Annotated in this window: 12 protein-coding genes, 1 tRNA gene and 2 pseudogenes; 4 read left to right on the top strand and 11 right to left on the bottom strand. The window is 41.0% G+C overall.

Going from position 1 to position 12,217, the window contains the following annotated elements; genetic code table 11:
• Positions 1-115 precede the first annotated feature (115 nt).
• The 6 genes from EL079_RS09700 to EL079_RS09065 all read right to left on the bottom strand — a co-directional run bounded on the left by EL079_RS09700 (position 116) and on the right by EL079_RS09065 (position 3,566).
• Positions 116-262, bottom strand: coding sequence for a hypothetical protein (locus EL079_RS09700; RefSeq protein WP_003028899.1), 147 nt, complete (start codon positions 260-262; stop codon positions 116-118).
• 166 nt (positions 263-428) lie between these two features.
• Complete coding sequence (locus tag EL079_RS09085; protein ID WP_003030880.1) at positions 429-1,169, bottom strand: 16S rRNA (uracil(1498)-N(3))-methyltransferase; 741 nt, start codon at positions 1,167-1,169, stop codon at positions 429-431.
• Complete coding sequence (gene prmA, locus EL079_RS09080; protein WP_003030897.1) at positions 1,170-2,123, bottom strand: 50S ribosomal protein L11 methyltransferase; 954 nt, start codon at positions 2,121-2,123, stop codon at positions 1,170-1,172. It abuts the gene before it with no gap.
• A gap of 3 nt (positions 2,124-2,126) precedes the next feature.
• A complete protein-coding gene (locus tag EL079_RS09075; protein ID WP_003030928.1) occupies positions 2,127-2,606 on the bottom strand; it encodes a GNAT family N-acetyltransferase in 480 nt (159 codons plus the stop codon).
• A complete protein-coding gene (locus EL079_RS09070; protein WP_003030923.1) occupies positions 2,603-3,046 on the bottom strand; it encodes an NUDIX hydrolase in 444 nt (147 codons plus the stop codon). The genes EL079_RS09075 and EL079_RS09070 overlap by 4 nt, the downstream gene beginning before the upstream one ends.
• Positions 3,047-3,095: 49 nt before the next feature.
• On the bottom strand, positions 3,096-3,566 hold the full coding sequence (locus EL079_RS09065; RefSeq protein ID WP_003030904.1) for a DUF3013 family protein: 471 nt from the start codon (positions 3,564-3,566) through the stop codon (positions 3,096-3,098).
• Positions 3,567-3,667: 101 nt separating this feature from the next.
• Between EL079_RS09065 and EL079_RS09060 the strand changes: the two genes are divergently transcribed.
• The 3 genes from EL079_RS09060 to EL079_RS09050 all read left to right on the top strand — a co-directional run bounded on the left by EL079_RS09060 (position 3,668) and on the right by EL079_RS09050 (position 6,023).
• The gene (locus EL079_RS09060) at positions 3,668-4,939 is read left to right on the top strand and encodes a replication-associated recombination protein A (protein WP_003030915.1); all 1,272 of its coding nucleotides are present in this window, start codon (positions 3,668-3,670) and stop codon (positions 4,937-4,939) included.
• 272 nt (positions 4,940-5,211) lie between these two features.
• Positions 5,212-5,284: transfer RNA gene (locus tag EL079_RS09055), tRNA-Lys, on the top strand.
• 223 nt (positions 5,285-5,507) lie between these two features.
• A complete protein-coding gene (locus tag EL079_RS09050) occupies positions 5,508-6,023 on the top strand; it encodes a DUF308 domain-containing protein (protein ID WP_003026899.1) in 516 nt (171 codons plus the stop codon).
• Positions 6,024-6,101: 78 nt separating this feature from the next.
• Here EL079_RS09050 and EL079_RS09045 read toward each other — a convergent pair.
• The 4 genes and pseudogenes from EL079_RS09045 to EL079_RS09030 all read right to left on the bottom strand — a co-directional run bounded on the left by EL079_RS09045 (position 6,102) and on the right by EL079_RS09030 (position 9,855).
• Positions 6,102-7,453 (bottom strand): annotated as a pseudogene (locus EL079_RS09045) (IS3 family transposase).
• An 85-nt stretch (positions 7,454-7,538) separates the two neighbouring features.
• On the bottom strand, positions 7,539-8,198 hold the full coding sequence (locus EL079_RS09040) for an HD domain-containing protein (protein WP_003030885.1): 660 nt from the start codon (positions 8,196-8,198) through the stop codon (positions 7,539-7,541).
• A gap of 64 nt (positions 8,199-8,262) precedes the next feature.
• Positions 8,263-8,901, bottom strand: coding sequence for a deoxynucleoside kinase (locus EL079_RS09035; protein WP_003026903.1), 639 nt, complete (start codon positions 8,899-8,901; stop codon positions 8,263-8,265).
• Positions 8,902-9,087: 186 nt separating this feature from the next.
• Positions 9,088-9,855 (bottom strand): epoxyqueuosine reductase QueH, encoded by a 768-nt coding sequence (locus EL079_RS09030; protein ID WP_003030875.1) that lies wholly within the window; start codon positions 9,853-9,855, stop codon positions 9,088-9,090.
• 462 nt (positions 9,856-10,317) lie between these two features.
• Here EL079_RS09030 and EL079_RS09840 point away from each other — a divergent pair.
• Positions 10,318-10,487 (top strand): annotated as a pseudogene (locus tag EL079_RS09840) (tyrosine-type recombinase/integrase); the annotation flags it as partial.
• 89 nt (positions 10,488-10,576) lie between these two features.
• Here EL079_RS09840 and groL read toward each other — a convergent pair.
• Positions 10,577-12,199: a chaperonin GroEL gene (groL, locus tag EL079_RS09020; protein WP_003026907.1), complete on the bottom strand. Its 1,623-nt coding sequence runs from the start codon at positions 12,197-12,199 to the stop codon at positions 10,577-10,579.
• Positions 12,200-12,217 lie beyond the last annotated feature (18 nt).

The following is a 12,217-nucleotide window of genomic DNA, read 5'->3' as shown; positions in this document are numbered from 1 at the left end:
AAACACAGAAGAATGCAAAGCTTCTGTGAGAAATGGTCGATTTTTTTCAAACTGCGATTACATATAAGCCATATCCAGTAAATAGCAATTACCCTAAGTTTAGAAAAAGCCCGCCTTAAATAGGCGGGTTGTGATGGAAGAGGTGATGCTTTTCTGCATGTAGCATATCTCCGATAAATTCAACATAAGCATAAATGAGATAGCAAGCTGATACAACACCTAAAATAGCAATAAACAGCTCAAATAAGGTAGATAAAGACATGATGAACCTCCTCTCCTTACCAAGCAAAAGCAGTTTTCGCAATCTAGCCAGCAGATTTGTTTCCGTGCTTCCATCCTTTCTAGCTAAACTAGATATTTCACTTATATTATACCAAAGTTAAGAGTTAAGAACAATAGAAATGAGCTTGATCAATGAAACTTTCCGGCTACATCAACTCTGTCAAAACACTAACTGCACTTAATGCGTAAAGCGGAGCTGTCTCTGTCCGCAAGATACGTGGACCCAGTCCTGCCAGTATCGCTCCTGTATCTTCCAATGTGGCAATTTCTGCTGGAGACAGACCGCCTTCTGGACCAAAAACAAATAAAATCCGACTTCCTTTTTTGAGTCCTGTCACAGCCTTGACCAAAGCAGCAGACTCTCCCTCTTTAGCAGATTCTTCATAGGCTACAATGACGCAGTCAAACTGACTCAAACAATCTAAAAAATCAACTTTCTTCTCAAAAAGTCGGACTTCTGGAATCAGATTGCGCTTGCTTTGCTCGGCTGCTCCAAGAGCAATTTTCTCCAATTTCTCACTCTTTTTAGCCAGTTTTTTGCCGTCCCACTTGGCAACAGACCAGTCTGCCGGAAAGGCCCAGATAGCAGCTGCACCCAATTCTGTCGTTTTCTGAGCCACCCATTCCAGCTTGTCTCCCTTGGGAAAGCCAGAAGCAACCGTCACATGAAGCGGCAGCTCCGCGTTGTCTGGCAATTCTTCTACCAGATTCAACACATGGCGCTCCCTATCCGAAACTCTTGCTAGACGTTTAATGCCATCTTCAAAAACCAGCACCACTTCATCATCTTCTACCAAACGCATCACAGAAAACATATGCTTAAGGGTATCTTTATCTCTGATAATGACAGGATTTTCAACCTGCCCGTTCACAAAATATTGCTGCATCTAACCTCCTATCACTCCTGAAATCTCCTTGGTTTTCTTAAAAACACAGGCATTCCACTCGCCCTGAATCATGTGGGTCTCAAGGAAAAATCCAGCAGCTTCTGCTGACTCCCGCACCAGATTCCATTTCTCAGAGATAATCCCGCTCATAATCAGGTAGCCCTCATCCTTAAGCAAACCGTAAGCATCATCCGTCAGATTTACCAGAATATCTGCCAGAATATTGGCTACAATGACATCCGCCTCGATAGCAACGCCCTTGAGAAGGTCGCCAGCTGCTACGTGAATATTTTCAGTCCCAGCATTCAGCGCAATATTTTCCTGAGCAACACGGACAGCCACATCGTCTAAGTCATAGGCGAAAATCTCCTTGGCACCCAAGAGAGAGCTAGCAATAGAGAGAACGCCAGAGCCAGTGCCTACGTCCAGCACGATTTCTCCGCTCCGCAAGACCTGCTCCAAAGCAAAGAGACTCATCTTGGTGGTCGGATGAGTGCCCGTTCCAAAGGCCATACCGGGATCTAGCTTGATGACCTTTTCACTCGGACCAGCCTCATAGTCCGTCCAAGACGGCACAATAGTTAAATCATGTGTAATGCGAGCCGGTTCAAAATATTTTTTCCAATTGTCCGCCCAATCTTCCTCCTCCAGCTGCTGAGTGGTTAACTGGGTTTCTCCAATCTCCAAACCAAAATCCCTAAGCTGCGCCAACCGCTCTTTCACTTCCTGACGAATCATTTCAAGATTCGCTGTTTCTGGGTAATAAGCCGTAATGGCAACCGTATTCAGCTGCTCTACCTGAGGCAGCACCTCCCCAAAAGGACCAGCTTCCCCCAGATAATCCGCACTGTCATCAATCGCCACACCTTGACTGCCTAAATCAATCAGAATATTACTGACTGCTTCTTCCGCCTCACGGCTGACCGTAATAGTTAGTTCTTGCCAAGTGTTCATGTGTCATTCCTTTCTTTTAATACTCTTCGTCATATAAACCATATCCATACCCTCTTGCTCTGGTTCAGTATGCGTTTGATGATAGCCGCATTTTTCATAAAATTTGACCATAGGCTCATCTTGGAAAACCGTACACAAATCCCACTGAGTAATCGTCGGAAATCTTTTCTCTAGCAGGCGAATCCCTTCGTAGCCATAGCTTTTTCGCTGATATTGAGGTAAAATCGCAGCTGTACCAAGCCAACCTTTTGTTCGCTCATCGTTGGTTTGCAAGCGAAGAAAGCCAACAATTTCCTCATCATCTTTGACAAAATAGTAAAAACTATTAAGACGTTCCACCAACTTCCACTTAATCCGCTCCCTATCTTCCAGATAAGGATCATACTGGTCATGATATTTTTCGTAGACAGCTTTAAAACTAGCACGTTGAATACTGATAATGGTTTCTAAATCTGTAGCTTCTGCTTGTTCTATATGAATCATCTCTGCACCTCCAAATAATCTCCCAATCTACTTTTCAACTGCGGGATGACGTTTTCATCCGCTAATAATTCTTCTATATTTACTAATTTGTAGCCCTGTCCTTCGTCACCAAAGACAATCTGATCTATCAGTTCTTGACAGATAGAAGCCACCATGAAAACAGAAACTTTCTCAGGATGAACAAAGCCTTGATAACATTTGACCCATGTAATGGATTCCTCTTTGAGTTCAATGCCCAGCTCCTCAAAGACTTCTCTTCTAATGCACTCAAAAGGTGTCTCGTCCTTTTCTCTCCCACCGCCGGGAAAATCCCACATATTCGGGTAAGGAATAGTCGAAATATCGTCTCTTAAAATGGTTAAAATTGTATCGCCATGCAGCAAAGCAATTTTACAGCCTGAGAAATCAAACGTTTGATGCAAAACAGTCATATCGCTCATTCTTACCTTCCTCCGTACAATTAGTCGTCTTTTTAGACACCCTTGTGTTTTAGTACCTCGGATATGGATAAAATTCCGTCTCCGTCAGCCCTACTCTACCTTTTTCAAAAGCTTCATTATTCCAGACAATTTCAAATTCTTCTGCCGCTGAATCTGCCAGAAAGTCCATGAGAGCATCGAATCCCTCTTCGGCCGTCTGCTTCAAAAAGTCTACAAAGTAGGTCAAGAATTCACGAGACAAACCTTTTTTTGGCTCGTAAGGGACAACTGTTAGATAGTCCTCTGTTTCAAAGTGCGACTTAGCAGGATTATAAAAGAGAACGCTTTCTTCAAAGAAAATGTCTTCTGTGCTACTTTCTCCATCCACATCTAACAGTTCGATGCCATTTGCATTTTGTACTTCTAAGAGAAAAGACACTTCTACGGCATGATTCTTCTTATCCCAATTGATTTCATAGTCAAATGGAAAACATTTCTCCATTTCTTCATCTAATATATCCAAAAATCCATATTTAACCATAGCAAGCCTCTCTCCAATCCTTTAAAATATGTTAAAATAGATACAACTATAGTAACATAAATCAGAACAGTTGAAAAGAATACCAGTAAGGAGGAAAACGTATGCCAGACAATTTAGCGATTCGCATGAGGCCTAAAAATATCAATCAGGTCATCGGTCAGAAACATCTGGTTGGCGAAGGAAAAATCATTCGTCGCATGGTGGAAGCCAATCGCCTGTCTTCCATGATTCTATATGGTCCGCCAGGGATTGGCAAGACTTCAATTGCTTCGGCTATTGCCGGAACTACTAAATTTGCTTTTCGGACCTTTAATGCTACTGTTGATAGTAAGAAGCGTCTGCAAGAGATTGCGGAAGAAGCCAAATTCTCTGGTGGTTTGGTGCTGCTGTTAGACGAGATTCATCGCTTGGACAAGACCAAACAGGACTTCCTCCTACCTCTCTTGGAAAACGGTCTGGTCATCATGATTGGCGCCACAACAGAAAATCCCTTTTTCTCCGTCACTCCCGCTATTCGCAGCCGAGTACAAATTTTCGAGTTGGAACCTCTGATAAATGATGATATTAAACAAGCCATCCAAACAGCCCTGACGGACACCGAACGAGGCTTTGACTTTCCTGTCCAGCTAGATGATGACGCTCTGGATTTCATTGCCACTTCCACGAATGGAGATCTGCGCTCAGCCTTTAATTCTCTAGATTTAGCAGTTCTCTCTACTCAAGCAGATAATACAGGCGTTCGCCATATCACTCTGGATATTATGGAAAACAGCCTGCAAAAGAGCTACATCACTATGGACAAGGACGGAGACGGGCACTATGACGTTCTGTCCGCCTTACAGAAGTCTATTCGCGGGTCTGATGTCAATGCCAGTCTCCATTATGCAGCTCGCTTGATTGAAGCCGGAGACCTTCCCAGTCTTGCACGACGTCTGACGGTCATCGCTTATGAGGACATTGGTCTGGCAAACCCTGATGCTCAGATTCATACGGTGACTGCACTTGAAGCCGCTCAGAAAATCGGATTCCCAGAAGCTCGCATCATCATTGCCAACATTGTCATTGACCTAGCGCTCTCTCCTAAGTCCAACTCGGCCTACGTAGCCATGGACAAGGCGCTCTCTGACTTGCGCCAGAACGGAAATCTCGCTATCCCCCGTCATCTACGAGACGGTCATTACGTCGGAAGCAAGGAGCTGGGAAATGCGCAGGATTACAAATATCCACATAACTATCCTGGTAACTGGGTGAAACAAGATTATCTTCCTGAAAAAATAAAATATGCCGATTATTTCATTCCAAATGAAAATGGAAAGTATGAACGAGCCCTTGGCATGACTAAAAATAAGATTGATCAATTAAAAAACAACTAAAAAATCGTGGTATCGTTTGCAAAAAATCAATTTTTTCTCTTGAATTTTTCAAAAATTGTGGTATCATAATTATAGAAACGCTGTGGTGTACGACTTCACACTTAAGTGTTGACCGACTATTTTTTGTATTATTAGGGAAACAAAAGACTTCTAACAGCTTGCAGGCCGTTTCACGCGGAAGCAGCTTCAGTTAGAGCGAGTTGCCCACCTGCTTAATTGCGCGGGTTCAATACAAATCGTGAAGGTCCGGCACCAATACAGCTTTTTCTGTTGCCTCCTTAGCTCAGTTGGTAGAGCAGTGGACTCTTAATCCATGGGTCACAGGTTCGAGCCCTGTAGGGGGCATAATAAAATTTAAGTAGAAAGCCTATATGATAGGCTTTTTTGTTGTTCCCACTTATAATCTTCTAACCTTGTTATAGTTACAAAAAATAATAAAACAGCCTTTTTTGTTTCACAAAAAGCCATACTAAAATTCTCAAACTATCTATTTCCTTTCTTGACATCTCCCATCAAAAGAGTTAAAATGCTTTCATTATCAAACTATACTATATAGGGGGGTATTGAAATGAAATTTTCTAATCGTTTATTGCTATTCCTTGCAGGAGTTGTTTTTGTCCTTTTAGCACTTTTTCTATTTACAAACCCAGTAGCTAATCTTGTTGCTTACAGCTGGTGGATTGCATTTGGTTTACTGGTTGCTTCTATAGCAGCTATTTTAGGCTATTTTTCTGTACCAAAAGAGCTTCGCTCACCAGTTTATCTTTTCCAAGGGATTGTTAATCTTCTCTTAGTTCTTTACCTCGTTGCCTATGGCTTTGTGACCCTGCCGGTTGTCATTCCAACTGTTTTAGGAATTTGGTTAATTGTAGAAGCCATTATAGCTTTCTTTAAAGGCAATCGTCTGGGATTGATTTTCCCTATTATTGGCAACCATATCATGTGGATAGCGTTGCTTGCATTTTTACTAGGTCTAGTGATTCTGTTCAATCCAGTAGCTACAAGTGTCTTTGTCGTTTATGTCGTTGCCTTTGCATTTTTAGTTGCTGGCTTCACCTACATCATTGATGCTTTTCGTAAATAATCTAGTTGCTATTTCTATCGCATTCAAAAAAGCTGGGGAATCATATTGTACTGCCCCCAAAAAGTTAGACAAAAAATATTAGTGAAAGGATTTAGTTCTGTACTGCACAGGACTAAGTCCTTTTAGTTTTGTTTTAATCCGTTTATTGTTGTAATAAACAATATAAGTTGCAATAGCTTTCTCCAGCTCATCAAGCGATTGATAACTCTTCTCATAACCGTAGAACATCTCCGATTTGAGGATGCCAAAGAAGGACTCCATCATCCCATTGTCTGGACTATTGCCCTTGCGAGACATAGATGGGACAATTCCTTTCGCTTCTAAGAATTGATGATAAGACTGGTGCTGATACTGCCAGCCTTGGTCACTGTGGAGAATGGTTCCCTTGTAGGTTTCAGCAGGAAAAGCCTTGGCTAACATTGTTCTGACCTGGTTCAAGTCAGGTGAACGTGACAAGGTAAAGGCAATGATTTCACTATTATACCCATCTAAAATAGGAGACAGGTAGAGCTTTCCATTGACGTTTGGTAAGGCAAATTCGGTTACATCTGTATAGCACTTTTCGTAAGGCCTAGAGCCTTCAAACTGACGCTGAATGAGATTCTCTGCTTTCTTACCAATCTCCCCCTTGTAAGAAGAATATTTCCGTTGACGGCGAATTCGAGCTTGTAGCCCCATCACTTGCATCAATCGCTGAACTTTCTTGTGATTGATATGAAAACCACGATTTTTCAGTTCAAGATGAATTCGACGATAACCATAGTTTCCCTTATGCTCATCATAAATCAATTGAATTTCAGCTTTTAACTCTTAATCCTTGTCTGGTTTATCTAGCTGTTTTAGCTGGTAATAGTAAGTTGCACGAGAGAGTTTAGCGGTAGCTAGTAGGAAACTTAATCGGAATCCTCCCTTGACCATCTCTCTAATTGTCTCTGCTTTTCGCGCTGTAAGGCTTCGTCCCTTAAGCGTAACTCCCTCAACTTTTTTAGATAGGCATTCTCCGTTCTAAGACGCTCGTTCTCTTCTTGAAGTCGCTCTAGTTCCGTCATTTCTTCCCAAGTTTTCTTTTTCTTACGTCCCATCTTTGGTGGTCTCCCTCTTTGTTTCTCAACAATAGTATAGCCGTTTTTCTTATATTGTGCCAGCCAATTTGGGAGAGTCCCCCTGTTAGGAAGGGCAAAATCGAGAGAGACTGACAATTGAGAACGCCCTTCACAAAGAACTTGATGAAGGATTTTTTGCTTTAGTTCAGGAGAATAATAAGTCTTCTTACCTCTCTTGACAATGCCTACTCCATGCCTATCAATCAGCCGAATCAGATATTCGATCTCTGACTGATTGAGGTTAAACTGTTTTGATAATGACTTGAGAGTTGCGCCGCTTTTTCGCAAGTAATAGATTTGAACCTTGTCTTCATAACTTAATTTCATAAAAATAACATCCCAAAAGTTAGAGTTTTCTTGTCTAACTTTTGGGGTGCAGTTCAAAAATTCTCAGCTTTTCATATCTTATTTGTCACTTTTTCGCATCCCATTCTGCGTAGAATTGTTCTAAGTATTCTTCCAAAAAGTGGTGGCGGTCTATCGCTAATTGCTTAGCATAGTCTGTATTCATCAAATCTTTTAACTTCAACAACTTTTCATAAAAATGTAAAATAGCTGTTCCTTGATTACTTCGATATTCTTCTACCGTCATATCTTCTCGTGGTCGCAAGGCAGGGTCATGAATGGGTCTGCCCGTATGTCCAGAATAAGCCATAGCGCGTGCTATTCCAATCGCTCCAATCGCATCCAAACGGTCAGCGTCTTGAACAATTTTCCCCTCCAAAGTGCTGACATTCTTCTGTTGATGACCACCTTTAAATGACATCGTTGAAATAATATCCAGCACATGAGCTATTTCCGCATCTGAAGCCTGATGATTCTGTAGCCATTGCTCAACCTTTTGCAAGCCCACCTCTTCATTCTTATTTAATTTCCCATCAGCTATATCATGCAGCAAGGCAGATAGCTCACAAATAAAAGCATCTGCTTGTTCTTGTTTGGCAATTTCTACAGCATTGTTCGTGACACGCACAATATGCCACCAGTCATGCCCGCTCATCTCGTCTTTCAGTTCAGCATAAACAAAATCTCTCGCTTCTTGAAGAATTTTCGCTTGTCTATCCGTTATCATCTGTCACCCTTTTTATTTATATACACAAAAATCTCGAAGCGATTTCGAGATTTTTTGATTGAACTCACTTTTCAAGCCCAATCGTTTTCATTTTTTGTTGAATTTGTTGATACACGTGATTCCAGTCATTTGGATTTGCAATATCTAAATCATCCGTTGCAATTCTCATTTTAGGACTATAATTGTAATCTTCATACCAATTTTGATAATGCTTGTAAAGCAGCTGATAGTAGTCAGCGAGCCCATTTTCTTCATTTGGTTGCTCATAATCGCGACCACGTTTTTTGATATTGTTCATAATATGATCGAAACTTCCGTCTAAATAAATCAACAAATCTGGCGCCTTCTTAGGCAAACCTTGGATTTCTTCCATCATATTGTCCAAAAGTTCCAAGTAGATATTGTACTCTTGCTCACTAATGCTGCCTTTGAGGGTATTGATGTAAGTAAACAGAGCATCTTCATAGATAGAACGATCTAGAATATTGTTGTCATCATGATAAGCCGCTTTGATCATTTTAAAGCGTTTATTTAGAAAATAAATCTGCAAAGCAAAACCATACTTATCAGGATCTTCATAATACTTATCCAAAATAGGATTTTCTTCTACCGGTTCAAAAAATGGCTGCGTTCCTAATTCCTCGGCTAATCGATAAGTGTAAGTCGTCTTACCTACCCCAATCATGCCCGCTAAAATAATCACTATCTTCCTGCACCTCCCAAATCTATCCAATATCAGGTTATCAGCCTCAGCCTAACCACCATATATTGTGTCAAAGAAAATGATAACACAATATATTGATGACGTCAAGATATAAAACTTCTAAATGTATAAACAAAAATAACCTTGTACAAAGAAGCACGATTAGCTTCAATACAAGCGTTATTTTTAGGATTCTCCATTCGTGACAGTAAATTTAATATGCGAATAATCTTTTTCTAAATCTTTCCCTTTCAAAAAAGCTGTCGCATCTTTTTTAATCTGAACGAGGTCAATTCCTTGCGCCTGTGCTGCAAATACACAACCACAATAGCATTGGCGATAAATGTCGTACTCCTCGCACATTTCGACCGATCGCTTATAGCCCTGATTTTTCTTAAAATCACTCGGAAGATACTGGGTCGCATAGACTTTCTGTACTTCAATTCCAACGCTATTGATTGTCTGCGAATTTTTATGAGGGCTGATTGTCAAGGCACTTCCAAAATAGTCAAATCCCAAATCAACCGCCACTTGTGCCGTTTTATCCAAGCGATAATCATAGCAAACTTTACAACGATCGCCACCCTCCGGCTCTTCTTCCAAACCGTGTACTGTTCGGAAAAATTCTTGCGGCTCATAGGGGGCTTCTAAATATTGAACATGATTACCAGTATTTTCATTGAAATCGTGAACAAATTTTTGGGCAACATAGGCACGGCGTTGGTATTCTGCTTTGGGGTGAATATTTGAATTGGCAAAATAAACCGTCACGTCCGCATACTGGGTCAAATACTCCAGCGTATAAGTTGAGCAAGGTGCACAGCAGGTGTGCATCAAAATCGTAGGACGCTTCTGGTCTGCTTTCCAAACTTTGACCATTTTTTGCATCACGCGGTCGTAATTGATCTTTTGATTGGGATTCATTTTACTCAGAATTTCTTCAACATCAATCATTGTTTTCTCCTTAGAAATGTATCACTATTTTACCACAGAAAAGGAGCAGAGACAAATAGACAAAAGAGAATGGCTTTGTCAAGTGGTACTAATTTATTAAGTAACAGCAATAAATTCCTAATATTCATCGAACATTTTTGGAACTTCTATTTTTACTTTGTATCCTTTTTGTCTTCTATATGAACTCAAGCTAAAAAAGAGGTTGAGACAAAAGTTCCCAACCTCATGCATTTTATAGTTTGGCTTGCAAGACGCAGTGGTTGGTTGGATAACCTTATCCCTTGTTATACCGGTGATAGCGGCTATCCTAACCAACTGTGCGAAGGTGAAAGTCAAAACAGTCCTGTGGACTATTTTAGGTCAGCAACTAGAAATTGGGACTTGCTGAAAAATCAAATTCTTCGAATGATTGATTTCTGTCCCACTCTCAAAATTGAACATGGGTAAGAGCTGCATTTCAAAAAGTATTTAACTAGCCACATATTCAGACATTCCCACATCTCTTTATTGTCCCACTTAAGGTAATTATGGAGCGAGTAGGACACTCTGACCCTGAAACTACTCTAGCTATTTATAATCATGTCACAAAAAACGCAAGAAAGAATGCTATAGACGCTCTAAACAAGTTATAAACTTTTGCCCCTTTTTTGCCCCTCCTTGCCTTTAATCGTGTTTCAGACAATAGTAAAACCCTTGATATTACAAGGGTTTTAGTTATATATTACATCATGCCGCCCATCATACTTGGATCCATTGCTGGAGTTGGACTGGCTGGTTCTGGTTGGTTAGCAACAACTGCTTCAGTTGTTAAGATGAGGCTCGCTACTGAAGCTGCATTTTGAAGGGCAGAACGAGTAACCTTGACTGGGTCAATAATCCCAGCATCAATCATGTTTACCCATTCACCTGTAGCAGCATTAAAACCAGTTCCAGCTTCCGAATTTTTCAAGCGGTCAATGACGATAGAACCTTCAAATCCTGCATTCAAAGCAATTTGGCGAACAGGTTCTTCTAACGCACGAAGAACGATGTTGCGACCAGTTGCTTCATCACCTGATAAGTCTAAGGCTTCAACAGCACTTAAAACATTCACAAAGGCTGTTCCACCACCTGAAACAATTCCTTCTTCGACAGCTGCGCGAGTTGCATTGAGGGCATCTTCGATGCGGAGTTTCATTTCTTTGAGTTCTGTTTCTGTTGCAGCACCAACTTTGATGACAGCTACACCGCCTGACAATTTCGCTAAGCGTTCTTGGAGCTTTTCACGGTCAAAGTCAGATGTAGAACTTTCGATTTGGGATTTGATAACAGCCACACGGTTGGCAATAGCTTCGGCATCACCAGAACCTTCAACGATAACGGTGCTATCTTTATCCACAGTTACTTTTGAGGCTTGTCCGAGCGCTTCAATCGTTGCATCTTTTAATTCCAGGCCAAGATCTTCTGTAATTACTGTACCACCAGTCAAGATAGCAATATCTTCTAACATTGCTTTACGACGGTCCCCAAATCCTGGTGCCTTCACAGCGACTACATTGAAAGTACCGCGGATTTTATTCAACACAAGAGTTGGAAGAGCTTCACCATCCACATCATCTGCGATAATCAAAAGCGGACGGCTTGTTTTCAAAATATTTTCCAACAAAGGAAGAATTTCTTGAATATTAGAAATCTTCTTATCTGTAATCAAAATATATGGATTATCTAAGTCAGCAACCATTTTTTCATTGTCTGTCACCATGTATTGGGAAAGGTAACCGCGGTCAAATTGCATTCCTTCTACAACGTCCAGCTCTGTTTCCATTCCTTTTGACTCTTCAATAGTAATGACACCGTCATTGCCAACCTTTTCCATAGCTTCAGAGATGTATTCTCCGACTTTTTCACTGCGTGATGATACGGCTGCAACTTGCGCAATCGCTTCTTTATTAGAAACCGGAACAGAATTTGCTTTTAAGGCTTCAACAGCTGTTGCAACAGCTGTTTCAATACCACGACGAATACCAATTGGGTTTGCGCCAGCCGTTACATTTTTGATTCCTTCGCGGACAATGGCTTGGGTCAGTACAGTCGCAGTAGTTGTTCCGTCCCCAGCGATATCATTGGTTTTTGAAGCAACTTCTGACACCAACTTAGCGCCCATATTTTCAAAATGATCTTCGAGTTCGATTTCTTTTGCAATGGTTACACCATCATTTGTGATGAGTGGTGAACCAAATGATTTTTCAAGAACAACATTGCGTCCTTTAGGGCCTAAGGTTACTTTAACGGTATCTGCCAAAATATCGACGCCGCGCACCATGGCGCTTCTTGCATCTGCTGAAAATTTAATATCTTTTGCCATTTTTACAATTCCTCTTTC

The organism is Streptococcus anginosus (assembly GCF_900636475.1).
GTDB lineage: Bacteria > Bacillota > Bacilli > Lactobacillales > Streptococcaceae > Streptococcus > Streptococcus anginosus.
The sequence above is the reverse complement of the archived record's forward strand: the minus strand, read 5'-3'. Positions and strand labels throughout refer to the sequence as shown.